The sequence below is a fragment of the Paucibacter sp. PLA-PC-4 genome, from assembly GCF_026241155.1.
Taxonomy (GTDB): domain Bacteria; phylum Pseudomonadota; class Gammaproteobacteria; order Burkholderiales; family Burkholderiaceae_C; genus Roseateles_E.
The window spans coordinates 22,722-45,107 of the sequence record NZ_JAPFGP010000023.1 but is presented as its reverse complement, the minus strand read 5'-3'; the positions used below and the strand labels follow the sequence as shown (position 1 = coordinate 45,107).

The 22,386-nt window shown below is 66.8% G+C and carries 22 protein-coding genes; 11 read left to right on the top strand and 11 right to left on the bottom strand.

Annotated features, from left to right (window positions below):
* The first annotated feature begins 122 nt into the window (after positions 1–122).
* From OOZ63_RS25595 to OOZ63_RS25585, 3 genes are all read left to right on the top strand, one after another.
* Positions 123–734, top strand: a complete 612-nt coding sequence (locus tag OOZ63_RS25595) for a hypothetical protein (protein ID WP_266008495.1) — start codon at positions 123–125, stop codon at positions 732–734.
* Between the two features lie 143 nt (positions 735–877).
* Positions 878–1,075: a hypothetical protein gene (locus tag OOZ63_RS25590; protein ID WP_266008494.1), complete on the top strand. Its 198-nt coding sequence runs from the start codon at positions 878–880 to the stop codon at positions 1,073–1,075.
* Positions 1,072–1,557, top strand: coding sequence for a hypothetical protein (locus OOZ63_RS25585; RefSeq protein ID WP_266008493.1), 486 nt, complete (start codon positions 1,072–1,074; stop codon positions 1,555–1,557). The genes OOZ63_RS25590 and OOZ63_RS25585 overlap by 4 nt, the downstream gene beginning before the upstream one ends.
* 10 nt (positions 1,558–1,567) lie before the next feature.
* On the opposite strand, the gene OOZ63_RS25580 is transcribed toward OOZ63_RS25585, so the two are convergent.
* The 4 genes from OOZ63_RS25580 to OOZ63_RS25565 are packed head-to-tail and all read right to left on the bottom strand — an operon-like array spanning position 1,568 to position 6,070.
* Positions 1,568–1,900 carry a DUF3325 family protein gene (locus OOZ63_RS25580; protein WP_266008492.1) on the bottom strand — a complete coding sequence of 111 codons (333 nt, stop codon included), beginning with the start codon at positions 1,898–1,900 and terminating at the stop codon, positions 1,568–1,570.
* Positions 1,893–3,557 carry a PepSY-associated TM helix domain-containing protein gene (locus tag OOZ63_RS25575; protein ID WP_266008491.1) on the bottom strand — a complete coding sequence of 555 codons (1,665 nt, stop codon included), beginning with the start codon at positions 3,555–3,557 and terminating at the stop codon, positions 1,893–1,895. Before OOZ63_RS25575 ends, OOZ63_RS25580 begins: the two co-directional genes overlap by 8 nt.
* Positions 3,558–3,582: 25 nt before the next feature.
* Positions 3,583–3,888 (bottom strand): iron uptake protein, encoded by a 306-nt coding sequence (locus OOZ63_RS25570; protein WP_266008490.1) that lies wholly within the window; start codon positions 3,886–3,888, stop codon positions 3,583–3,585.
* A gap of 16 nt (positions 3,889–3,904) precedes the next feature.
* The gene (locus OOZ63_RS25565; RefSeq protein WP_266008489.1) at positions 3,905–6,070 is read right to left on the bottom strand and encodes a TonB-dependent siderophore receptor; all 2,166 of its coding nucleotides are present in this window, start codon (positions 6,068–6,070) and stop codon (positions 3,905–3,907) included.
* A 326-nt stretch (positions 6,071–6,396) separates the two neighbouring features.
* Between OOZ63_RS25565 and OOZ63_RS25560 the strand changes: the two genes are divergently transcribed.
* Positions 6,397–6,678, top strand: a complete 282-nt coding sequence (locus OOZ63_RS25560; RefSeq protein WP_266008488.1) for a hypothetical protein — start codon at positions 6,397–6,399, stop codon at positions 6,676–6,678.
* Between the two features lie 205 nt (positions 6,679–6,883).
* Positions 6,884–7,765, top strand: coding sequence for an alpha/beta hydrolase (locus OOZ63_RS25555; RefSeq protein WP_266008487.1), 882 nt, complete (start codon positions 6,884–6,886; stop codon positions 7,763–7,765).
* A 3-nt stretch (positions 7,766–7,768) separates the two neighbouring features.
* Here the strand turns inward: OOZ63_RS25555 and OOZ63_RS25550 are convergent, their stop codons facing one another.
* From OOZ63_RS25550 to OOZ63_RS25520, 7 genes are read right to left on the bottom strand one after another with little or no spacing between them, the layout of a single operon-like run.
* Complete coding sequence (locus OOZ63_RS25550; RefSeq protein WP_266008486.1) at positions 7,769–8,389, bottom strand: YitT family protein; 621 nt, start codon at positions 8,387–8,389, stop codon at positions 7,769–7,771.
* Positions 8,386–8,604, bottom strand: a complete 219-nt coding sequence (locus tag OOZ63_RS25545; protein WP_137942419.1) for a DUF2788 domain-containing protein — start codon at positions 8,602–8,604, stop codon at positions 8,386–8,388. Before OOZ63_RS25545 ends, OOZ63_RS25550 begins: the two co-directional genes overlap by 4 nt.
* 5 nt (positions 8,605–8,609) lie before the next feature.
* Positions 8,610–9,383 carry a DUF2189 domain-containing protein gene (locus OOZ63_RS25540; protein WP_266008485.1) on the bottom strand — a complete coding sequence of 258 codons (774 nt, stop codon included), beginning with the start codon at positions 9,381–9,383 and terminating at the stop codon, positions 8,610–8,612.
* A 48-nt stretch (positions 9,384–9,431) separates the two neighbouring features.
* Positions 9,432–10,490, bottom strand: a complete 1,059-nt coding sequence (gene mnmH, locus OOZ63_RS25535) for a tRNA 2-selenouridine(34) synthase MnmH (RefSeq protein WP_266008484.1) — start codon at positions 10,488–10,490, stop codon at positions 9,432–9,434.
* Complete coding sequence (locus OOZ63_RS25530) at positions 10,487–13,096, bottom strand: [protein-PII] uridylyltransferase (RefSeq protein WP_266008483.1); 2,610 nt, start codon at positions 13,094–13,096, stop codon at positions 10,487–10,489. The genes mnmH and OOZ63_RS25530 overlap by 4 nt, the downstream gene beginning before the upstream one ends.
* A 4-nt stretch (positions 13,097–13,100) precedes the next feature.
* Positions 13,101–13,907 carry a type I methionyl aminopeptidase gene (gene map, locus OOZ63_RS25525; protein WP_137942423.1) on the bottom strand — a complete coding sequence of 269 codons (807 nt, stop codon included), beginning with the start codon at positions 13,905–13,907 and terminating at the stop codon, positions 13,101–13,103.
* Between the two features lie 30 nt (positions 13,908–13,937).
* Entirely contained in the window at positions 13,938–14,762 is an 825-nt protein-coding gene (locus OOZ63_RS25520; RefSeq protein WP_266008482.1) for an undecaprenyl-diphosphate phosphatase, read from the bottom strand.
* Between the two features lie 143 nt (positions 14,763–14,905).
* Here OOZ63_RS25520 and OOZ63_RS25515 point away from each other — a divergent pair, with 143 nt between their 5' ends.
* From OOZ63_RS25515 to OOZ63_RS25490, 6 genes are all read left to right on the top strand, one after another.
* On the top strand, positions 14,906–15,586 hold the full coding sequence (locus OOZ63_RS25515) for a TetR/AcrR family transcriptional regulator (RefSeq protein WP_266008481.1): 681 nt from the start codon (positions 14,906–14,908) through the stop codon (positions 15,584–15,586).
* Complete coding sequence (locus OOZ63_RS25510) at positions 15,586–16,710, top strand: efflux RND transporter periplasmic adaptor subunit (RefSeq protein ID WP_266008480.1); 1,125 nt, start codon at positions 15,586–15,588, stop codon at positions 16,708–16,710. The genes OOZ63_RS25515 and OOZ63_RS25510 overlap by 1 nt, the downstream gene beginning before the upstream one ends.
* A 6-nt stretch (positions 16,711–16,716) precedes the next feature.
* On the top strand, positions 16,717–19,878 hold the full coding sequence (locus OOZ63_RS25505) for an efflux RND transporter permease subunit (RefSeq protein ID WP_266008479.1): 3,162 nt from the start codon (positions 16,717–16,719) through the stop codon (positions 19,876–19,878).
* A gap of 41 nt (positions 19,879–19,919) precedes the next feature.
* Entirely contained in the window at positions 19,920–20,570 is a 651-nt protein-coding gene (locus OOZ63_RS25500; RefSeq protein ID WP_266008478.1) for a protein-L-isoaspartate O-methyltransferase family protein, read from the top strand.
* Between the two features lie 5 nt (positions 20,571–20,575).
* Complete coding sequence (locus OOZ63_RS25495; protein ID WP_266008476.1) at positions 20,576–20,917, top strand: rhodanese-like domain-containing protein; 342 nt, start codon at positions 20,576–20,578, stop codon at positions 20,915–20,917.
* A 111-nt stretch (positions 20,918–21,028) separates the two neighbouring features.
* Positions 21,029–22,375: a TolC family outer membrane protein gene (locus OOZ63_RS25490; RefSeq protein ID WP_266008474.1), complete on the top strand. Its 1,347-nt coding sequence runs from the start codon at positions 21,029–21,031 to the stop codon at positions 22,373–22,375.
* The last annotated feature ends 11 nt before the right edge of the window (positions 22,376–22,386 follow it).

Sequence of the window (22,386 nt, the reverse complement as noted above, 5' to 3'; positions counted from 1 at the left end):
ATAGTCTGAACAAGGCGTCCGCGCAGTGTCGGCGGCGTCCGACACCGATCGGCGCTGCCAGCCGACGGCGCAGGATCGCCGCCATGCCTACGATGGGGGCGTCTTGGGCAAGGAGTGCGGACATGACGGGCTCAGCAGCTTCTCTCACGGTGGGCAACCGCCGCTGCTTGGCGGGCTGTTTTTGCGCGGCGGCTCTGGCGCTGCCGGTGCAGGCTCAGCCGCAGCCAATGGCGCAGCGCGTTGCGCTCGACGGCTTGGTGCCCAGGCTCAGCGTGAGTCAGAGCGAGCCCTTGGCGACCGGCGGCGCGCTGCCGGCGCTGGGCCCCGGGGCCGAGGTCTCGCCGAACGCCCTCCAGACCATGTTATGGATGCGGCCCCGCTCGGGAGTGCTGGGCCTGGGCCTGGGCCTGGGCGTGGAGCAGCGCGAGGCTTTGCGGCCCGGGAGCGCTGCCGCGCGCCAGGCCGGTCTGCTCTTGGGTGTCTCGCTCGCCACTGGCCAGCGCTCCGAGCTGGTCTTGCAGACCCCCTTGCTGAACGCCTCTCGAGTGCTGCCCGAGCCGGGCCTGACGTCGGCGGACGAGGCCCGACAGCTGCGCATGGGCCTGGTGTTCGACAGCCGCAAGCCCTACGAGGATCTGCGTCGCGGCGTGCGTGTCGAACTCAGCGGCCAGACCACTGTGTCCTTCAAGCCGCGCGGTGGCCGTATCGGCGTCACGGTGCAAAGCCGCTGGTGACGCGGCGGGCCGGAGTCGCAATGGTCGGCCTTGTCCTACAGCAGGAAGCGGCGAGCCGATATAGCCGGCCCGGCCGGGCTCGACCAAGATGAGTGCATGAGCCGTCGCGGTGGTGGCTCTGGCAGTCATCAAGGAGCAGTCCCATGATCAGCAAACGCATTGGCATCGTCTCGGCCCTGCTGGCCGGCATCGCACTGTGGCGCCGGCAGGCGCGCCGCCAGGAGCAGCACGCTGCGGCGGCCGCAAGCCCCGCCAAGCCGCAGGAGGTCAATACCTGGGAAGGCGAGGGTGGCGCCTTGCGCGGCAGCGGTAGCCAGCTCGGCCCCGCTCCCTCGCGATGAGCCCCGAACGTCCGCTTCACAGGGACGTGAACGCGCTGTTCGCCGAGCTGCGCGCCGCCAATGAAGAATGCTTCGATGCGCTGCGGCAAACGCCGTCCGAGAGGGTCGCCCAGGCTCAGCGTCAACTGCTGCTGGCGCTGGAACTGAGCTGGCGGCTGGAGGAGCTGGTGCTGCTGCCGGCGCTGCGCCGCAGCGGCCTCAATACCGCCGAGATCGAGCAGGAGATGGTGGTGCTGCGCGAGGCGGCCGACATGCTGGCCACCGATACGCTCGACGCCTCGGCCGCCCATGTCGTGCTCGGCGCGATTGAGGGCATCGCGATGCTGCGCGCCAAGCGCATCGGCACGGCGCTGGCGTCGGCGACCCAGGCCGGGCCGCTGGACAATGCTCGTCTCGCAGACGAATTCCACCAGATGCTGGAGCGCTGGCGGGGCGAGCTGCGAGGCGATCAGCAAGGCCCGCCGGCCTCGCGACCGCACTGAAACCCGGGACTTAGCTCGCGCCAGGCCCCCCCGGCCGCCGAGCCAGCAGTAGTGCCAGCCAGTGCGGCCGCCAGCTCAGCGTGAAGGCGATCAACAAGGCGGCGCCTGCCAGGGCCATCACCCAGACCAGCGCGGCCATCGAGACATGGTCGACCTGCAGGCACAGTACCAGAGAGCCCAGCAGACCGGCGGCGCCGAGCAGGCGCAGGCCGCCCATGGTGGTCGGCGTGAGCGGCCTGGCGCCGCACACCTGCTGCCAGTGCACCTCCATGGCCAAGGCCAACCAGCCCAGGCCGGCGACAGTGGCAGCCAGCGCCGCCAGCAACATCACAGGCTCATGCATGGGCGGCCTTCGCTACAGGGCTGTTGATCGCCAGGCGAGAGCGCCGGCCTAGCCGGCGCGCTGCCAGCACGGCCAGCACGGCGCTGGTCAGCAGTGCGACATCGACGCCGGCCACTGGCCAGTAGGCTCGGCCCAAGGTACTTAGCAAATGATCTCCGGTGCTGGCCCAGTTCATCAGCACGGCGGTGATCGCCAGGGCCGCAACTGCCCAGCATTGCTCACCCCAGGCCGGCGCGATGCGGCCCTCGGACACCGGCGCCGTGCGCCACAAGGCATGGAAAAACGCCAGTAGCCAGGCGCCCCAGAAGCCGTACTGCTCCCAGTCGCCGCGGGCCGGCAGATCGCCGGGCAGCAAGCGGTTGGCGATCAGCACGGCCATGGTGGCGATCAGCATGCCGGTCACCGTGGTGACGGCCAGCGCATCCACCCAGCGCGCGCCGCTGAGCCCTTGCTTGGCATGCTGGCGTTTGCGCTTCTCGACGAAAAAGATGAAGCCCGTGGCGATGCAGACGCAGCCCGACAGCCCGCCCAGCACATAGAGCCAGCGCAGCAGCCAATGGCGGAAGTGCTGCAGATGCAGGCCAGTCAGGAAGTTGTTGATGCCGGCCACGACGGTGACCGGCGGATCCTCGCGGATCAGCTCGCCGCTGCTGCCCTTGAAATGCATGCCCTCGCCGGTCAGCGTGACCCGGTCGGTGCCGGCGCGGTAGACGCTGACATAGGCATTGGCATCGCCGACATGCTGCACATTCAGAAAGCCGACCTCGCCGGCCATGCCCTTGGCGGCCCAGCGGCGCTGGGCCTCGGCGACCATCGCGTCGACCGAGGCCAGCGCAGCCGGCTGGCCGGCGCGCTGGGCCGGCAAACCGGTCTCCATCGCCTCATGCTGCTCATGCAGCTCGTGCAGGGGCTCCAGCTGGGTGTGGGTGACCGGGAAGTAGATGCCGCCAAATATCACCAGCCCCGACAGCGCGAAGATGAAGTGAAAGGGCAGCGCGACGACGCCGGTCAGGTTGTGCAGGTCCAGCGCGCTGCGCTGGGTGTGTTTCTTGGGCCGGAAGGTGAACAGCTCGCGGAAGATTTTGCGGTGCATCACGACGCCGCTGACCAGGGCTACCAGCATGATCAGCGCCGCGAAGCCGACGATCCAGGTGCCGAGGTTCTTCCAGTGCAGGTTCAGGCTGTAGTGCAGCGGGTAGAAGAACTGGCTGCCGATCTTCAGATGGTCTTGCGGCAGTGGGCGGCCGTCGCGCGGATCGATGGTCAAGCTGCCCCAGACCAGGTCGTCGGCCTGCTTGGCATTGGGCAGCACAAAGCTGGTGAAGACGCTGAGCACCGGATCGCGGTGCGTGGTGTACGCGCCCCAGCTGTTGACGACCGGGAAGCTGTCGGCCATCGGACCGTTGACCCGCTCGCGGGCGGCCTCGATATTGGCTGCGTCGGGTTTGGTCATGGCCTTGAACACCGGCTGCAGCACCCGGTCGAACGAAGGCATCGCTTGCGGCGCAAAGCGCGATTCAGGGATCGCCCAGCGGTCGATCTCGCGATCAAACACCGACAGCGAGCCGAAGAAGAACACCACCATCAGCACAAAGCCCAGCACCAGGCCGAACCAGGTGTGCAGCCAGGCCATGGTGAGCCGGAAATTCTGGAACACGGGTCTTACTCCTTGGGTCGTGGGCTCAGAGCAGGGTGCGCTGGATCAGCCAGGCGGCGGCGCTCATCAGGGCACCGCCACCGGCCAGCACACCCCAGACGCGGGCCAGACTGCGGGCCGCGAAGGCCCACAGAAACAGCCCGAGAAAAAGGAGGAAAGCCAGCATATAGCTGAGCGACTCGGCGTCGTGGAAAGGCATGCCGGCAGCGAACATCGACGCGATGAACAGCGCGACAAAGCCCCAGCACAAGGCATAGCCGCCCAGCATCGCCGCCGCGATGCGGGCGACGATGTGCAGGCGGGTTGGGGGGGGGAATGGTGTTGTGCTCATCGCGTGTTGCCGTCGTTTACCAGCGGTAGGCCAGCGAGCCGACCAGCTTTCGCTGGCTGCCGAACCAGCAGTCGCCGCGCTCCAGGCAGGAGGCGATATAGGTCTTGTCGGTGGCGTTGCTGATATTGAGCGCGGCATGCCAGGGGCCCTGGTCCCAGGACACCATCAGATCCAGCAGGTTGGTCGAGGGCACGCTGGTGATGTCGGCGCCGTCCGAGGTCTTGCCCACATGGCGCAGCCCGACGCCGGCCTTGAAACCGGCCAGGCCGTATGCGTCGAGCCGGTGCGTGGCCCAGACCGAGGCGCTGTGTTTGGGAATGCTGCTGAGCTGCTTGCCCAGGTAGACCCGGTCGCTGCCCTGGACCTTGGACTGATAGGCGTCCATATAGGTGTAGCTGGCCAGCAGATCCCACTGACGCAGGCTGGCGTTGAGCTCCAGTTCCAGGCCCTTGACCGTGACCTCGCCGCGCTGCACCGAGTAGCCGACATGGTCCGGGTCCGGATCGTTGGTCAGGCGGTTGGTTTCGCGCAGCTCATAGACGGCCGCGGCGGCCGTGATGTTGCGGTTCACCGGCGCCCACTTGAGCCCCAGCTCGATCTGCTTGCCCTGCTTGGGCCTGAAGGCCTTGCCCTCGAAGTCCTTGCCGGCCACCGGCTCGAAGGACTCGGCGTAGCTGGCATAGGGCGACCAGCCGCCATCCATCAGATGCACCAGGCCCAGGTTCTTCGAGGTGGCGGAGTCGCGGGCATCGCCGCTCTTCACCTTGTCGTGGCGAAGGCCGGCTACCAGCACCCACTGCGGGCCGAACTTGATCTGGTCCTGGGCGAGCAGCCCGGTCTGGCTGACACGGCTGATGTCGGCATTCACGACGGCCAGCGCCGGCAGCGGGAAGCTGCCATAGACAGGCTTGTAGACATTCAGCGCCGTGGCATCGCCATTCCAGGACTTGTGGCCGCTGCGCGAGCGCATCGCGTCGACGCCCAGCAGCAGCGTGTGCTGGGTGGCGCCGAACTGCAGCCGGCCTTCCAGCAGCAGGTCGGCGTTGGTGATGCGGTTGCTGTCGTCGTTGGCGGACCAAGTGCGCTTGAGGTACTGGCCGTTCGGGTTGGCTGTGCCATCGGCATCGACGTAGCCCTCCCACCAGTTCGCATACATCGTGCGCATCCGGCCGTCGATGCGGTCATGGCGCAGCTTGTGTGTCAGCTTCCATTGCTCATTCAGGCGCTGCTCCCACTCGTAGCCCAAGCGCTTGCGTTCACCGCCGTAGCGGTCCCAGTCGGGCTCGCCGATGAAGACCGAGGGCGACAGGTAGCCTTGTGGCCCCGGGCGCAGCGTGCCTGCGATCGGGAAGAAGGCATTGGTGTTGCCGGTCTTGTCCTTCTGGTACTCGCCGTAGACGCTCAACTTGGCGCCGGCGAACGGTGTCCAGCTCAACGAGGGCGCGAAATACTGACGCTCGTCGTAGGCATGGTCGACCTGGGTGCCGCTGTCCTTGACCAGGCCGACGACGCGGTAGAGGAGGCTGGCGTCGCTGTTCAGCGCGCCGCCCAGATCGGCCTGGATCTGCTTGTGGCCGTTGTCGCCAAACTGGATGCCGAGCTCGCGCAGGCTCTCGGCCTGCGGTCGCTTGGACACCAGATTGACGACGCCGCCGGGGCCGTTCTGGCCGGCGATCACCGAGGCCGGGCCGCGCAGCACCTCGATGCGCTCGAAGGCATAAGGCTCGTTGCGCACCACGCCCCACCAGCCGCTCAGCGGCAGGCGCAGGCCATCCAGCAGGGTCGAGCCCTCGCTGCCACCGCGCAGCGAGAACCAGTCGCCGCGGTTGTCCAGGCCGTACATCTCGGAGCGCACGCCGGCGCTGTAGCGCAGCACGTCCTGCATGGTCTGCGAGCTCTGGTCGCGGATCTGGTCGGCGCTGATCACCGAGATCGACTGCGGCACCTCGTTGAGCGGGGTGTCGGTCTTGGTTGCGGTGGCGCTGCGCTTGGCTACATAGCCGTTGACCGGCCCGCCGGCGCTTTCCTTGTCGGCCGTGGCTTTAACGCGCACGGTTGGCAAGGCGCTCTCGGACGGTTCAGTGCTCGGGCTGTTCTGCGCCCACAGCGCAGACGGCAGCACGAACAGCAGCGCGGTGGCGCGGGCGATGGCGTGGGGACGCCAGGACTTCTGGGGGCTCATCAGCGGACAACTCCAGCGGTGAAACGGGGCAGACAACGAAGGTGAGTGCGCTGCCGGGTAGGGGCAGGCGAATCCGCTGTCGGGGGATTTCCGTTGCTGGCGATGGCTGGCGCGTCGGGCGGGCGGTCGCGTGCAGCGAGACCGCAAGAGGCGCAATCTTAATTGAGAATGATTCCTGTTATTGGGCCAGTCAGCCCATCCGGTGGTGCTGATGCAACGGCCGTGCGCTCTGCAAACGCTTGCCAGCTCAGCTCAATACTGTATATTTACACAGTATTGAACAAAGGCCATCCCGCCAACAAACCCCAGCGAGTGAGAGCATCACCATGAATCTCAATCTGAACGACCCGGACAGCATCATCGCCTGGTGGCGCGAGTTTCCCGAGCGGCACTGGGACTATTTGGATGTGTTTGCCAAGCAGCCGCAGTTCATGGCCGCCGTGCGCCAGGCCCGCTTGCGCATCCGCAGCGACCCGCAGCTCGCGCCCATCCTCGACCGGGCGGTGAGCTCGGGCGCGGATCGCCGGCGCGCGATGGCGGCCTTGCTGACGCGCTCGCGCGAGCTCGACGAGGACGAGTTCGATCCCGGCGCCTACGGTTCCCACTGAGCGCAGCGTCTCACTTTTTTACCTTGCAGTTGCCGGGCGTTTGTTCTTCACGACCCGCGCGTTTGGCCCGACGGCCCTCTGAGGCCGTCGGGCCCTTTTTGCAGCATCGGAGGGGATCGCTACTGCGGGTTTTCGGCGAGAGCGCCTGCCGGGGAGACTGGGAGACACTTGCGTCCTCTAGGTCTTCAACAGCAAAGGATGCCCCATGGCCGACCACGCTCCCGAGTGGTTTGACACGCAGTACGACAACCGGGCCCGCGTGGCCGACAGCGCGCAGATTCTGGAGCGCTGGACGCGGGCGGCCCAGCTGTCGCGTGAGAAGTCGGTCTGCCGGCTGGACCTGGCTTATGGCCCGCATGCCAGCGAGCGTCTGGACCTGTTCCCCGCCCAGACCGAGCATTCGGCGCTGGCCCCGGTGTTGGTGTTCATCCACGGCGGCTACTGGCGGGCGCTGGACAAGGCCGACCACTCCTTCCTCGCCCCGGTCTTCACCGATGAAGGGGCGATGGTGGTGATCCCGAATTACGCGCTGTGCCCCGGCGTCAGCATGGAGCACATCCCGCTGCAACTGGTGCAGGCCCTGGCTTGGGTCTGGCGGCACGCAGCCGAGCATGGCGGTGATCCGAATCAGATCGTGCTCGTCGGCCACTCGGCCGGCGGCCATCTGGCGGCGATGCTGGCCTGCTGCGACTGGAAGGCGGTGGCACCGGATCTGCCACGCCATCTGGTCAAGGGCGTGCTGTCGATCTCGGGCCTGCATGATCTGGAGCCGCTGCGCCATGCACCGTCCTTGCAGCGCGATCTACGCCTGGATGCCGATGCGGTGCGGCGCCTGAGCCCGGTCAACTTTCCGGCGCCCGATGAGACACCTGTGTACTGCGTGGTCGGTGCCAAGGAGAGCGAGGAGTTCAAGCGTCAGAACGGCCTGCTGCGCCAAGCCTGGGGGGCGCGCAGCGTGCCGATCTGCGAGGATGTGCCTGGTCTTGACCACTTCAGCATCCTGCACGACTTGGCCAACCCGGAAGGCCGCAGCCATCAATTGGCGCGCAAGCTGCTCGAACTGCGCTGGTACAGCGGGCTGCTGTAGCCCTCAGGTCGCCATATAACGCCCGGGGCGATGATTGACCGCCAGGGCCGCATTGATGGCCGCCATGCCCAGCAGCGACAGGCCGATGCGGTCGGCCGCCACAAACGCGGTCGAAGCCAGCAAGATGACCGCGTCCAGCCCGGCCTGTACATAGCCGGCGCGCCAGCCGTAGCGCTCCTGCAGATAGAGCACCAGTACGTTGAGTCCGCCCAGGCTGGCGCGGTGGCGAAACAGGATCAGCATGCCCGCGCCGATCAGCAGGCCGCCGGCGACCGCCGCGAACCAGGGGTTCAGATCGGCAAAGCGCAGCCAGCGCGGCAGCAGCTCGGACAGCAGCGACATCAGGCTCACCGCCAGCACGGTCTTGACGGTGAAGGCCAGTCCCAGCCGGCGATAGGCCAGCCAGTAAAAGGGCAGGTTCAGCGCGAAGAACAGCGCGCCGAAAGGCAGGCCGCTGCCGTAATGGATCAAAAAGGCGATACCCACCGTGCCGCCGGTGAGCATGCCGGCCTGCTTGAACAGGGCCACGCCCAGCGCGACGAACAAGGTGCCGGTGATCAGCGCCTGCGCGTCCTCGAACAGGCTGTGACGGAAGCTGCGGCTGCTCAGCTTGGCATTTGTCATTCGACGATGCCGCTGAGGAAGAACTTGATCACGCCTTTGGCCGCGAAGCCCACCAGGCCAAAGCCCAGGCCCAGCAGCAGGATGAAGGTGCCCAGCTTTCCGGCCTTAGACTCGCGGGCCAGCTGCAGGATGATGAAGACCATATAGAGCATGAAGGCAGCCACGCCGAAGCTCAGGCCGAAGGTCGCGATCTGCTCCTCGCTATAGCCGAACATTGCCGTCAGTCCTTGCCGCTTACCAGATCGCGGTAGGCATGCCAGCTGGCATGGCCCAGCAGCGGCAAGATCACGATCAGGCCCAGCATCAGCGTGAGCATGCCGATGAGGGTCAGCCCCATGATCAGCAGGGCCCACAGCGCTACCGGCGCCGGGTGCTCGAGCACGACACGCCAACTGGTGAAGACCGCGGCCAGCACCGAGACGCGCCGGTCCAGCAGCATCGGGATCGCAACCACGCTGGACGCGAACACCGGCGCGGCCAGCAGCGCACCCAGCCCAAGCCATGCCTCGAACAGCAGTGACTGTTCGCTCAGCACCACCTGGCGCACAAAGTCCAGCGGCTTGGTGATGGCGCCGGGCGCGAACACCGTGATCAGCGAGGCCGAGGTCAGCACCCAGCCGCTGCCGGCCAGGGCCAGCAGCAGGCCGAACAGGATCAGCCGCCCGTCATGCGGCCGCCAGGCCCGCAACACGGTGCTCCAGCCGGGCCGCTCGCCACGCTCCAGCGCCCGGCTGATCGCATACAGCCCTGTGGCAAGGATGGGGGCGACCAGCAAGAAGCCGCTGAATGCACCGGCCAGCAACCAGAAACGTTCGCGCGCCAGCCAGAAGATCAAGCTCCCGCCGGCGGCCATCACGAGACCATGAGCCAGCGAGGGGCCGGGGCAGCGGCGCAGATCGGCAAGACCGCGCGCCAGCCAGCCCAGCGGGCGCAGCAAGGGGATGGGCTTGACGCCGAAGCGGCGCGATTCCTGCAGGGCTTGTTGGGTTCGCATCGAGGATCCGATAGTGCCAGTGCGAGTGTGCACCAGTCTTGATCTGGATCAGGTCAGCAGCTGTCGTGCCAGGTCTTGCAGTGCCGCCGGCTCGGCGCTGGCCAGCTCAAGCCGGCGTGCCTGGGCAAGCTGCGGAAAATGGCCTTGCAGCGAGCGCTCGTAGCCGGGGTCGTAATGCTCGCGCATCATCGCAGCGAACAAGGTGGCCCAGTCGCCGGCGCGTGCCTGGGTCTGCCAGCCGCGCACCGTGTCGCGGCCGCGCAGCGTGATCAGGCCGTCGATCAGCGCGCAGAACCCCTCGGGGTCGGCGCGCAGATGCGCATAGTCCTGCAGCAAGAGCTCGACGCGCGCGGCCTCGGGCATTTCCAGCCACAGGCAAGGGCTGGCGCGCATGCGCTCATGCAAGGCCTCGGGCACGCGCAGCTGGCCGATCTTGCGGCTCTCGCTCTCGATGTAGATGGGCCTGGATTTGTCGAGCGCGCGCAGGCGCAGCCACAACAGGCTGTCGAAGCGCTTCTGGCTGGGCTGGGGCTTGCCGGGCAGGCCCCCAAGCACCGAGCCGCGATGGGCGGCGTAGGCCTCCAGATCCAGTACTTGGGCGCCCTCGGCGTCCAGGGCCTGCAGCAAGCGCGTCTTGCCACTGCCGGTGCGGCCGCACAGCAGCCGCAACTCCAGGTCCGCCGGCCATTGCGCCAGGTCCTCGCGCACCTGGGCCCGGTAGGCCTTGTAGCCGCCCTGCAACTGGCGTGCCTTGAAGCCGATCTGCCCGAGGAACCAGGTCATCGCGCCGGACCGCTGGCCGCCTCGCCAGCAATAGACCAGCGGGCGCCAGCTCTTGGGCAGCGGCGCAGAGTGCGCATCCAGATGGGCGGCGATATTGCGCGCCACCATGGCCGCGCCGATCTTGCGGGCCTCGAAGGGCGAGCTCTTGTAGAGCGTGCCGACGACGATGCGCTCCTCGTTGCTAAGTACGGGCCAGTTCAGTGCGCCGGGAAGATGGTCCTCGGCGAACTCGGCCGGTGTGCGCACGTCGATGATGGCGTCGAAGCGGTCCAGCTCGGCCAGCGCCTCGGGTGCCGCAACGACGTGGGAGGGCAGGGTGCTCATGAGGGCAGCGACACGGCGTCCAGCAGCTCGGTTTCGATCTGCAGCTGGGCCTTGTTCTGCTGCAGCGCGGCGCCGTCGACCAAAAACGTGTCCTCGACGCGCTCGCCAAGGGTGGAGATCTTGGCCAACTGCAGATTGATGCCGTGGCGGGCCAGCACGCGGGCGATCGCATAGAGCAGGCCGGCGCGGTCGCTGGTGCTGATCGACAGCAGCCAGCGCTGCGCGCGCTCGTCAGGCCGCAGCGCGATACGCGGCGTGAAGGGGAAGGACTTGACTCGGCGCGACAAGCGGCCGCGCTTGGGTTCAGGCAGCGGCCCTTCGGCGTTCAGCGCCTCGCTGAGCTTGGCCTCGACCAGGGGCACCAGATCGCGGTGATGTGATTCCAGGTCAGAGCTGGTGACCTGGAAGGTGTCCAGCGCGTAGCCTTTGCGGGTGGTGTGGACCTTGGCGTCCAGGATGTTGAATCCCGCGCCGTCGAAATAGCCGCAGATGCGTGCGAACAGGTCCTGGCGATCCGGCGCATAGACCAGCACCTGCAGGCCTTCGCCGATCGGCGAAGGGCGGGCGCGCACGATCGGAATGGCGGCCTGCACATGGCGCCACAGCGAGCGCGCATGCCAAGCGAGGTCGCCGGCTTCGTGGCGGGCGAAGTAACTCAGCTCCAAGGTGGCCCACAGCGGTGCCTCGGTATCGGGAAGCATCGAATGCAGGGCCAACTTCTCGCGCGCCTCCTGCTTGCGCGCCTCGATATCAGCCGCTAGATTGGGCTTGGCGCCGCCCAGGGCGCGCAGCGCCAGCCGGTAAAGGTCCTCCAGCAGCTTGCCCTTCCAGGCGTTCCAGACCTTGGGGCTGGTGCCGCGGATATCGGCCACAGTCAGCAAATACAGCGCGGTCAGGCGACGCGCATTGCCCATCTTCTTGGCAAAGGCGGCGATCACCTCTGGATCGGACAGGTCCTCCTTCTGCGCCACCCGGGACAGGGTCAGGTGATGCTCGACCAGGAACACGACCAGCGCACTGTCCTCGCGCGACAGGCCATGGTCGCGACAGAAGCGCCGGGCCTCGACCGCGCCGAGGTCGGAGTGGTCGCCGCCGCGGCCCTTGGCCACATCGTGGAACAGAGCGGCGATATAGAGCAGATAGGGCTTGTCGAATTGTGCGGCCAGCTGCGAGCAGAAGGTGTACTCGTGCGCATGCTCGGGGATGAAGAAGCGCCGCACATTGCGTAGCACCATCAGGATGTGCTGGTCGACCGTGTAGACATGGAACAGGTCGTGCTGCATCTGGCCGACGATGCGCCGGAACACCCACAGATAGCGGCCCAGCACCGAGGTCTGGTTCATCAGCCGAAAGGCATGGGTCTGCCCTTCCGGCTGCTGCAGAATCTGCATGAACATCGCCCGGTTGGCCGGGTCGCGGCGGAAGGCGCCGTTCATCTGCTCGCGGGCGTTGTAGAGCGCGCGCAAGGTGCGGGCCGACAGGCCCTTGATGCCGGGCGTCTGCTGATAGACCAGAAATGTCTCGAGAATCGCGTGGGGCTCGCGCTCGTAGAGATCGTCGCTGACGACTTCCAGCATACCGGCCCGCTCCATGAAGTGCGCGTTGATCGTGCGGCGCAGGTCTTGCTGCGAGCCGTTGATCTGCTCCTCCAGGTTCAGCATCAGCACCTGATTGAGCTGGCTGACGGCCTTGGCGGCCCAGTAGTAGCGCCGCATCAGCACCTCGGAGGCGCGCTGGCCCGGGCTGTTCTCGTAACCAAAGCTCAGCGCGACGGCGGTCTGCAGATCGAACACCAGCCGGTCCTCGCGGCGGCCGGCCACCGCGTGCAGGCGGCAGCGGATCAGGTTCAGTAAGCCCTCATTGCGCTGCAGCTGGCGGCTCTCGAAGGGCGTGATCAGGCCGCGTGCGCTGAGCGCACGCCAGGTCTTGCCCAGGCCGGCGGCGCGGGCGATCCAGATCAGCAACTGCAGGTCGCGCAGTCCGCCGGGGCTTTCCTTGCAGTTGGGCTCCAGCGAGTAAGGCGTGTCGTCGTATTTGGTGTGGCGCTGGCGCATCTCCAGCGTCTTGGCGCGCAAGAATGCACGCGCATCCATGGCCTGGCCGAGCGCCTTCTCAAAGCGCTTGAACAGCGGCCGGGCGCCAGCCAGGGGGCGAGCCTCCAGCATCGCGGTCTGCACTGTGACGTCGCCGGCCGCTTCCTGCAGGCATTCGCCCAGCGTGCGCACCGAGGAGCCGATCTCCAGCCCGGTGTCCCAGCAGGCGGTGATGAAGGCCTCAATGCTGCTCTTGACGGCGCCGGGCTGGTGGGCCTCGCAGCCGTCGGGCAGCAGCAGCAGCACGTCGACATCGGAGTAGGGGAAGAGCTCGCCGCGGCCATAGCCGCCAACGGCGGCCAGACAGGCGCCGGCCGGCATGCCGGCCTGGGCCCACAGCGCCTGCAACAGCCCGTCGACCTGGCGCGCCAGCTGGCGCATCAGCGTGTGGGCTGCTGTGACGCTGGCCTTGTGTTGCAGGAAGTCGGCGATCAACGCCTGCTTGCCCTGCTTGAGCTGGCGGCGCAGCTCGGCGATGTCCAGGGTCGTGCCGCCGCCGGGCGTAGCGAGCATGGGCTCAGCCGGCGGTGATGAAGGCGGGGGGCGGCGGGCTGCCTTCGGAGAGCGTGAAGATCTCGTAGCCGGTCTCGGTCACGAGCACCGTGTGTTCCCATTGGGCCGAGAGCGAGCGGTCCTTGGTGACGATGGTCCAGCCGTCGCCGGTTTCGCGGATCTCGCGGCGGCCGGCATTGATCATCGGCTCGATCGTGAACACCATGCCGGGCACCAGCTCGTCGAGCGTACCGGGGCGGCCGTAGTGCAGCACTTGAGGTTCTTCATGGAAGACCTGGCCGATACCGTGGCCGCAGAACTCGCGCACCACCGAGAAGCCGGCGTTTTCGGCAAAGGTCTGGATCGCGTGGCCGATATCGCCCAGTCGCGCGCCCGGCTTGACCTTGGCGATGCCCTTCCACATGGCCTCGTAGGTGAAGGCGCACAGACGTTTGGCCGCGATCGAGCCTTCGCCGACGACGAACATGCGGCTGGTGTCGCCATGCCAGCCGTCCTTGATCACGGTAACGTCGATATTGACGATGTCGCCGTTCTTCAGCGGCCGGTCGTTCGGGATGCCGTGGCAGACCTGATGGTTGATCGAGGTGCAAACCGACTTGGGGTAGGGCGTGTAGCCCGGCGGGCAGTAGTTCAGCGGCGCGGGGATGGCCTTCTGGACATGGACGATATGGTCGTGGGCCAGTTTGTCGAGCTGCTCGGTCGTGACTCCGGGCTTGACATGCGGGGTCAGCATGTCAAGCACCTCGGAGGCCAGGCGTCCGGCAATGCGCATGGCTTCGATATCGGCGCCGGATTTGATCGTGATCGTCATGTTCGGATTATCTCAGACGGCTTTTAACTCTCACGCCGTCCAGGCAATCAGGCCGCTCCAGGCCGTGGCGAGGATCACGATGCCGAACACGATGCGGTACCAGGCAAACACCTCGAAGCTGTGGCTGGCGATATAGCGCAGCAGCCAGCGCACGCAGACCCAGGCACTGATGAATGAGAACAGCAGGCCCACGCCGAACATCGGTGCATCGCTGAGCGCCAGCAGCGCACGGTCCTTGTAGAGGCTGTAGGCGCCGGCGCCAATCAGGGTCGGAATGGCCAGGAAGAAGGAATAGTCGGTCGCGGCCTTGCGCGACAGGCCGAACAGCATGCCGCCGATGATGGTGGCGCCGGAGCGGCTGGTGCCCGGAATCATCGCCACGCACTGGGCCAAGCCTACTTTGAGGGCGTCCATCGGCGTCATATCGTCAACATGCTCGATGCGCACGACGGCTTGCTTGCGCCGCTCGGCCCACAGGATCACGAAGCCGCCGACGATCAGCGCAACGGCCACCACGGTTGGGGTGAACAAATGGGCCTTGATCGCCTTGCCCAGCAGCAGGCCCAGGATCACGGCCGGCGCGAAGCCGACCGCCACATTGATCAAGAAGCGCCGCGAACGCTCCTCGCTACCGAGCCCGGCGACCACCTCGCGCAGGCGCTGCCAGTAGACCAGGATGACCGCGAAGATCGCGCCGGTCTGGATCGCGATATCGAAGACCTTGCTCTTGGCGTCGTCAAAACCGAGCAGCGCGCCGGCCAGTATCAGGTGGCCGGTCGAAGAAATCGGCAAAAACTCGGTGAGGCCTTCCACCACACCCATGATGGCGGCCTTGATCAACAGCACTGCGTCCAACACTCACTCCCTGCTTGATTGGGCCCGCATGATAACGGCGCCCCATGACAGCACAGCGCGCAAGAAAGGGGCCCGGTCAAGCCGCGATTGACCGGCGCTTAGGTGCTGCGTACATTACTGACCAGTCAGTCAGTACAAGTTGCATGCCGCCGTCCCCCACCCCGACCCCCTCCGCCAGCCCCCGCCAGCGCCGCAAGGAAGCGCGGCCGCAGGAGCTGCTGGAGGCCGCGCTGGCTCTTTTCATCGAGAAGGGCTTTGCCGCCACCCGCTCCGAAGAGGTGGCCGCGCGCGCTGGCGTGTCCAAGGGCACGCTGTATCTGTACTACCCCAGCAAGGAAGAGCTGTTCAAGGCGGTGGTGCGGGCCAATCTGGCCAGCCATATCGCCGAAGGCATGCAGATCGCCGCTCAGCACCAGGGCAGCATGGCCGAGCTGCTGGCTCTGGTGCTGCGCGAATGGTGGCAGCGGGTCGGCCTGGGGCCGGCAGGCGGCATCAGCAAGATCATGATGGCCGAGGCGCGCAACTTCCCGGAGCTGGCGCAGTTCTACCTGGACGAGGTCATCGTACCGACCCATGAGCTGCTGGGCGGCCTGGTGGCGCGCGGCATCGCCAGCGGCGAGTTCCGACCGGTGCCGGTGATCGAGACCGTGCAGGTGCTGATCGCGCCGATGTTGCAAATGGTCTTGTTCGAGCACTCCTTCGGGGCCTGCCAGATGCTGAGCCCACCGATACAGCCCGAGGCCGTGTTGGCCGTGCAGCTGGACCTGATGCTGCGCGGGCTGCTGAGCCAGCCGCTTGACAGCCAAGCCAAGGAAGGCGACTGATGACAGTGAGCCGCAAGTTCAAGATTCTGCTGCTCGGTCTTGCGCTCGCGGCGCTGGCCGTGGCCCTACTGTCGCGGCGCGACAAGCCCGGGGCGCCGCCGGTAGCGGCCAAGAGCGGCGCGGTGCTGGAACTGGGCGCGCTCGATGTGGCCAGCGCCACACGCCAGCGCTTTGCGCGCAGCCTGGAACTGTCGGGCGGGCTGAAGGCGCTGGATGTGGCCCTGGTCAAGGCCAAGGTGGCGGCCGAGCTGAAGCGCTTGACGGTGCGCGAGGGCGACACCGTGCGCGCCGGCCAGCTGCTCGGCGAGCTGGAGGCCACCGAGCTGGACTGGCGGCTGCGCCAGGCCGAGCAGGTCGCGGCGGCCGCCAAGGCCCAGCAGGAAATTGCCCGCCGCACACTGGACAACAACCGGGCCCTGGTCGGCCAGGGCTTCATCTCGGCCACTGCACTTGAGTCTTCGGCCTCCGGCGAGGCGGCAGCCCAGGCCAACTGGCTGTCAGCCCTGGCCGCGGTCGAGCTGGCGCGCAAGACCCGAGCCGATGCGCGGCTGATAGCGCCGATCAGCGGCCAGGTCTCGCAGCGGCTCGCCCAGCCCGGTGAGCGGGTGGCGCTGGACGGCCGCATCCTGGAGATTGTCGACCTGAGCCGGCTGGAGCTGGAGGCGGCGGTGCCGGCCGAGCAGATCGCCGGCCTGCAGATCGGCTCGCTGGCTCAGCTGCAGGTCGAGGGTCAGGACTTGCCGGTGCAGGCTACGCTTTCGCGCATCAATCCGGCCGCGCAGATCGGCTCGCGCGCCGTGCTGCTGTATCTGCGGGTCGACTCCAAGCCGGGGCTGCGCCACGGCCAGTTCGCGCGCGGCAGCCTGGTGCTGGACTCCCGCGAAGGGCTGGTGCTGCCGGCTGATGCGCTGCGCATCGACAAGGCGCGGCCCTATGTGCTGCTGGTGCGCGAGGGCCGGGTGCTTGCGCAGACGGTGGAGCCGGGCCGCAGCGGTGAGGTCGCCGGGCAGCCGGTGATTGAGATCCTCGGCGGCCTGGGCGAGGGCGCCCAGGTGCTGCGCGGCGCGACCGGCCAGGTGGCCGAGGGAACGGCGGTCAAGCTGATGCCGGCCCCCGCGCGCTGACCACCCATGTGGTTCACCCGCGTCTCGATCAATAACCCGGTGATGGCCGTGATGGTCATGCTGGCTTTTGTCGTGCTGGGGCTTTTCAGCTACCAGCGCCTGTCGGTCGACCAGTTTCCGAACATCGACTTCCCGACCGTGGTCGTGCAGATGGACTATCCGGGCGCCTCGCCCGAGATCGTCGAGAGTGAGGTGACCAAGAAGGTTGAGCAGGCGGTTAACACGGTGGCTGGCATCAGCACGCTGACCTCGCGCAGCTACGAGGGCAGCTCGGTGGTGATCATCGAGTTCAATCTCGATGTCGATGGACGCAAGGCGGCCGAGGATGTGCGCGAGAAGGTTGCGCTGATGCGACCCACGCTGCGCGACGAGGTCAAGGAGCCTCGCATCTCGCGCTTTGATCCGCAAAGCGTCCCGATCTTCAATGTCGCTGTGTTGTCCACAGATGGCAAGCAAAGCACCCAGGAGCTGACTACCTGGGCCACCCAGGTGCTGCAGAAGCGGCTGGAGAATGTGCGCGGCGTCGGCTCGGTCAGCGTGGTCGGCGGGCTGCAGCGTCAGATCCAGATCCAGCTGCGGCCGGCGGCGATGGAGGCGCTGGGCATCACGATGGAGCAGGTGCTGGCCGCCGTGCGCAGCGAGAACCAGGAGCTGCCGCTGGGCAATATCCGCTCGGCCGTGCAGGAGCGGGTTGTGCAGATCAACGCGCGGCTCAAGCGGCCTGAGGATTTTCGCGACATCGTCGTGGCGCGCAAGAACGCTGCCTCGATCAAGCTGTGGCAGATCGCCGATGTGGTCGATGGGCCGCAGGAGATCGAGAGCCTGGCGCTCTACAACGGCCAGCGCACCGTGCTCTTGAGCGTTCAGAAAAGTCAGGGCGAGAACACCATCGCAGTGGTCGACGGGCTGCAGCGCGCGCTCGGCGAGGCACAAAGTCTGCTGCCGGCGGGCCTCAAGACCGAGGTCAACCGCGACAACTCGCGGGCCATCCGCGTCTCGGTGGCCAATGTGCGCCAGACCCTGATCGAGGGTGCCGCGCTGACGGTGCTGATCGTGTTCCTGTTCCTGAACAGCTGGCGTTCGACCGTGATCACCGGCCTGACGCTACCGATCGCGCTGATCGGTACCTTTTTGTTCATGTATATCTTCGGTTTCACGATCAATAACATCACGATGATGGCGCTAAGCCTGTGCGTGGGCTTGCTGATCGATGACGCCATCGTCGTGCGCGAGAACATCGTGCGCCATGTGCAGATGGGCGCCAGCCCGAAGCAGGCGGCGCTGGACGGTACGCAGGAGATCGGCCTGGCGGTGCTGGCGACCACGCTGTCCATCGTCGCAGTGTTCCTGCCCATCGGTTTCATGGGCGGCATCGTCGGCAAGTTCTTCCACGAGTTCGGCATCACCATTGTCGCGGCGGTGCTGATCTCGATGTTCGTCAGCTTCACGCTGGACCCGATGCTCTCCAGCATCTGGCACGACCCGCAGGCGCATGGCCGCCATCGCGGCCCGCCGGTGAGCTGGTATGACAAGACCATAGGCCGGGTGACCGGTGCCTTCGAGCGCTTCACCGACTGGCTGTCTCAGGGCTATCAGAAGGTGCTGGCGTGGTCGCTGGCCCACAAGGGCCTGACCTTGCTGGTCGCGCTGGCAACCTTGCTGCTGAGCTTTGCGCTGCTAGGCGGCATCGGCAAGGAGTTCGTGCCCAAGGCCGATCTGTCCGAGACTCAGGTCAATTTCTACACCCCGGTCGGCTCCTCGCTGGAGGTGACAGAGGCGCGCGCCAAGCAGATCGACGCGCTGCTGCGCGAGTTGCCCGAAGTCCGCTACACGGTGACGACGATCAACAGCGGCTTTGCGGCCGGCAAGATCTATGGCGCGATTTATGTGCGCCTGACGGATCGCAAGGACCGACAGCGCAGCGTCAACGATCTGGTGACGCCGCTGCGCGACAAGCTCGCGACGATACCGGGCATCACGGTGACCAATATTGGCCAGACCGATCTCGGCGGCGGCAAGAGCCTGCAGTTCTCCATCCAGGGCGCCGACCTGAAGGAGCTGGAGCGCCTGTCCAAGAGCGTGATCGCGCGGCTGCAACAGATCCCCGGCCTGGTCGACCTGGACAGCACGCTCAAGCCCGACAAGCCGACCGTGGCCATCGAGGTCAAGCGCGAGGCCGCCGCCGACGCGGGGCTCAACGTCAACGCGCTGGCCGGCTCTTTGCGCACCTGGCTGGCTGGCACGACGGTGGGCAACTGGCGTGCGCCCGATGGCGAGAACTATGACGTGCTGGTGCGACTGGCGCTTCAGGGGCGCGACAGTCTGGCCGATCTGGCGCAGCTGCCGATCAATGTGGCGCCGACCGCCGACGGCGCGGCGCGCGTCGTGCGCTTGTCCCAGGTGGCCGAGATCCGGCCCTCGACCGGCCCGAACCAGATCAACCGCCGCGACCTTAACCGCGAGATCACGATAGACGCCAACGCGCTGGGCCGCAGCTCGGGCGAGGTCTCGGCCGATATCAAGCGGGTGCTGGACGACACCGCCTTCCCACCCGGCTACCGCTATAGCTTTGGCGGCTCGACCAAGAACATGAACGAGTCCTTCCAGTACGCGGTCGGCGCGCTGGCCCTGGCCATCGTCTTTATCTACATGATTCTAGCCAGCCAGTTCAAGAGCTTTCTACAGCCGCTGGCGCTGATGAGCTCGCTGCCGCTGACGCTGATCGGCGTGGTGCTGGCGCTCTTGGCATTCCGCTCGACCTTGAATATGTTCTCCATCATCGGCATCGTGATGCTGATGGGTCTGGTGACCAAAAACGCCATCCTGCTGATCGATTTTGCGATCCGCGCCCGCGAGGGCGAGCATGGCCACGGGGTCGATGCGGCGCCGATGGGCCGCGAGGCGGCGCTGCTGCGCGCCGCACAGGTACGGCTGCGGCCCATCCTGATGACGACGCTGGCGATGATCTTCGGCATGGTGCCGCTGGCCTTTGCGCTCAGCGAGGGATCGGAGCAGCGCGCACCGATGGGGCAAGCGGTGATCGGCGGCGTGATTACCTCCTCGCTGCTGACCTTGGTGGTGGTGCCGGTGATCTATTGCTATCTGGATGATCTGTCGCAGTGGGCGCGGCGGCGCTGGCAGAGCCAAAGCGTGGCGCCGCCGAAATAGAATCCGCGCTGCAGTCAGAAAGACCGTCTTCGAGGAACCTTATGAACGTCGAACAAGCCCGCTTCAATATGATCGAACAGCAGATCCGCCCCTGGGATGTGCTGGACCAGGGCGTGTTGTCGCTGCTGGCCCTGGTCAAGCGCGAGGACTTCGTGCCGCCGGCCCACCGGGCGCTGGCCTTTATGGACACCGAGATCCCGCTGCCGCACGGCGGAGCCATGCTGGCGCCGCGGGTCGAAGCCCGGCTGCTGCAGGAGCTGAAGGTGGCGCGCCACGAGAAGGTGCTGGAGATCGGCACCGGCGCCGGCTATCTGACGGCCCTGCTGGCCCACAAGGCACAAAGCGTGATCAGTCTGGAGGCCGATGCACAGCAGGCCAAGCTGGCGGCCGAGACGCTCAAGCGCAACGGTGTCGGCAATGCCAAGGTGCGCGAGGGCCATGGCGCCCAGGGCCTGGCCGCCGAGGCGCCGTTCGATGTGATCTTGCTGGCGGGCTCGGTGGCTGAGGTGCCGCAGGCTCTGCTGGACCAACTCAAGCCCGGCGGCCGCCTGGTGGCCATCGTCGGCGAGCTGCCGGTGATGCGCGCGACGCTCTACACGCGTTCGGGCGCGGGCTTCAGCAGCACGGTGCTGTTCGACACCGTCGCGCCGCGCCTTCCCGGCTTTGCCGAGCACACCGCCTTCTCGTTCTGAGCCGCATGCCTGAGCAGCTGACCATTGAAGCCGCGCGGGCTCTGTGCGCTGGCGGGGTGAGCGGCCAAAAGCCGCTGCTGCTGGACGTGCGCGAGCCCTGGGAGGCCGCGCTGGCCAGCATCCGGCTGGACGGGGTGGCCAGCAAGCTGATCCCGATGGGGCAGGTGAGCGGGCGTCTGGCCGAGCTGGATCCGGCGCAGCCTGTCGTCGTTTATTGCCACCATGGCATGCGAAGTCTGCAGGTCGTCGCATTCCTGGAGCGTCAGGGCTTCGAGTCGGTCTATAACCTCGCCGGCGGCATTGACGCTTGGTCCTGCGAGGCCGACCCGTCCGTGCCCAGATATTGACCGTAGCACCCGAAGCGCCGGCCCAGGCCTTCACAAACACTCATCGCAAGCCAAGGAAGCCTCATGTTCGCTGATCAGAAAATGAAAAATAAGACAAGCCCGCGTTCGCGCATGAGTTCTTCATTGACCCGACTGTCACTGTGCGTGGCCCTGGCTTTCGGCGCCGCGGCCAGCGCCCAGGCGCAAAGCCTGCTGGAACTCTACGAAGCCGCGCGCGTTTATGACGCCGGCTATCTGGCCGCCCGGGCCCAGGCCGACTCGGCCATCTACAAGGCCGAGCAGGCCAATGCGCTGGACCGGCCCACGCTGGGTCTGGGCGTCAGCGGTACGCATCTGCAAAGCGATCCCCCGACGGTCTATGGCGCCGGTGGCGCCAAGGTGGCCGGCGACCGGGTCGGCTCGAGCACGGTGCAGGCCGGCCTGCGGGCGAACTATGCGCTGTACAACCGCAGCAATAAGATCACGATCGAGCAGGCCAAGCGCGGACTCAATGTCGCCCAGGCCGATCTCGAGATCGCCGAGCAGGACCTGATCGTGCGCGTCTCGCAAGCCTATTTCGATGTGCTGGCGGCCGGCGATGTGCTGTCGACGACACGGGCCAGCAAGGCCGCCATCGCCGAGCAGCTGGCTTCGGCTAAGCGCAACTTTGAGGTCGGTACTGCCACCATCACTGATACCCGCGAGGCCCAGGCCCGCTTCGATGTGGAAAGCGCCCGCGAGCTCGCGGCCGACAACGACCTGCGCATCAAGCGCATCACGCTGGACCAGATCGTCGGCCGTAGCGGCGTCGAGCCTAAGGCCCTGGCCGTGCCGGTGGCGCTGCCGGCCGTGACGCCCTTGACGGTGGACCCCTGGGTCAACCAGGCCGACGAGTTGCACCCCCAGGTGCGCAAGGCGCGGCTGGGCCTGGATGTGGCGGGTCTAGAAGCAGACAAGGCCCGAGCGGCGGACGGCGTGACGGTGGACCTCAGCGGCAATCTGGGCGTCAGCAATGCCCGCGGCCGCGGCGCGCAGCTGCCGGGCACCGGCGGGCAGGGTTCGGTCGCGGTCGAGATGAATCTGCCGCTGTACACCGGCGGCTACAACAGCAACCGCATCAAGGAAACGCTGGCGCTGCAGGAGCGATCGCGCAATGACCTGGAGTTTGCCCGCCGCACGGTAGCGGAGGGCACGCGCCGTGCCTTCTTCGGCGTGCAATCGCTGGCCGCCCAGGTCAAGGCCTTGGAGGCCGCCGAGTCGTCCAGCAAGCTGGCGCTGGAAGCCACCCAGCTGGGTTACAAGGTCGGCGTGCGCGTCAACCTCGATGTGCTGAACGCCCAAAGCCAGCTCTACGCGACGCAGCGCGACCTGGCCAAGGCCCGTTATGACGTGGTGCTGACCGGCCTGCGTTTGCGCCAGGCTGCCGGCCAACTGCGACCCGAGGATGTGGCGGCGGTCAATCAGCTGCTCGCCAAGTAAGGCCAGGCCCT

What these genes read in the sequence shown, in the direction of transcription:
- OOZ63_RS25505 (WP_266008479.1), top strand. Translation starts at nt 16,717, where the DNA reads ATGTGGTTCACCCGCGTCTCGATCAATAACCCGGTGATGGCCGTGATG.
- OOZ63_RS25515 (WP_266008481.1), top strand. Translation starts at nt 14,906, where the DNA reads ATGCCGCCGTCCCCCACCCCGACCCCCTCCGCCAGCCCCCGCCAGCGC.
- OOZ63_RS25545 (WP_137942419.1), bottom strand. Translation starts at nt 8,604, where the DNA reads ATGTTCGGCTATAGCGAGGAGCAGATCGCGACCTTCGGCCTGAGCTTC.
- OOZ63_RS25555 (WP_266008487.1), top strand. Translation starts at nt 6,884, where the DNA reads ATGGCCGACCACGCTCCCGAGTGGTTTGACACGCAGTACGACAACCGG.
- OOZ63_RS25540 (WP_266008485.1), bottom strand. Translation starts at nt 9,383, where the DNA reads ATGCGAACCCAACAAGCCCTGCAGGAATCGCGCCGCTTCGGCGTCAAG.
- OOZ63_RS25595 (WP_266008495.1), top strand. Translation starts at nt 123, where the DNA reads ATGACGGGCTCAGCAGCTTCTCTCACGGTGGGCAACCGCCGCTGCTTG.
- map (WP_137942423.1), bottom strand. Translation starts at nt 13,907, where the DNA reads ATGACGATCACGATCAAATCCGGCGCCGATATCGAAGCCATGCGCATT.
- OOZ63_RS25585 (WP_266008493.1), top strand. Translation starts at nt 1,072, where the DNA reads ATGAGCCCCGAACGTCCGCTTCACAGGGACGTGAACGCGCTGTTCGCC.
- OOZ63_RS25495 (WP_266008476.1), top strand. Translation starts at nt 20,576, where the DNA reads ATGCCTGAGCAGCTGACCATTGAAGCCGCGCGGGCTCTGTGCGCTGGC.
- OOZ63_RS25510 (WP_266008480.1), top strand. Translation starts at nt 15,586, where the DNA reads ATGACAGTGAGCCGCAAGTTCAAGATTCTGCTGCTCGGTCTTGCGCTC.
- mnmH (WP_266008484.1), bottom strand. Translation starts at nt 10,490, where the DNA reads ATGAGCACCCTGCCCTCCCACGTCGTTGCGGCACCCGAGGCGCTGGCC.
- OOZ63_RS25490 (WP_266008474.1), top strand. Translation starts at nt 21,029, where the DNA reads ATGAGTTCTTCATTGACCCGACTGTCACTGTGCGTGGCCCTGGCTTTC.
- OOZ63_RS25560 (WP_266008488.1), top strand. Translation starts at nt 6,397, where the DNA reads ATGAATCTCAATCTGAACGACCCGGACAGCATCATCGCCTGGTGGCGC.
- OOZ63_RS25500 (WP_266008478.1), top strand. Translation starts at nt 19,920, where the DNA reads ATGAACGTCGAACAAGCCCGCTTCAATATGATCGAACAGCAGATCCGC.
- OOZ63_RS25565 (WP_266008489.1), bottom strand. Translation starts at nt 6,070, where the DNA reads ATGAGCCCCCAGAAGTCCTGGCGTCCCCACGCCATCGCCCGCGCCACC.
- OOZ63_RS25530 (WP_266008483.1), bottom strand. Translation starts at nt 13,096, where the DNA reads ATGCTCGCTACGCCCGGCGGCGGCACGACCCTGGACATCGCCGAGCTG.
- OOZ63_RS25580 (WP_266008492.1), bottom strand. Translation starts at nt 1,900, where the DNA reads ATGCATGAGCCTGTGATGTTGCTGGCGGCGCTGGCTGCCACTGTCGCC.
- OOZ63_RS25550 (WP_266008486.1), bottom strand. Translation starts at nt 8,389, where the DNA reads ATGACAAATGCCAAGCTGAGCAGCCGCAGCTTCCGTCACAGCCTGTTC.
- OOZ63_RS25590 (WP_266008494.1), top strand. Translation starts at nt 878, where the DNA reads ATGATCAGCAAACGCATTGGCATCGTCTCGGCCCTGCTGGCCGGCATC.
- OOZ63_RS25570 (WP_266008490.1), bottom strand. Translation starts at nt 3,888, where the DNA reads ATGAGCACAACACCATTCCCCCCCCCAACCCGCCTGCACATCGTCGCC.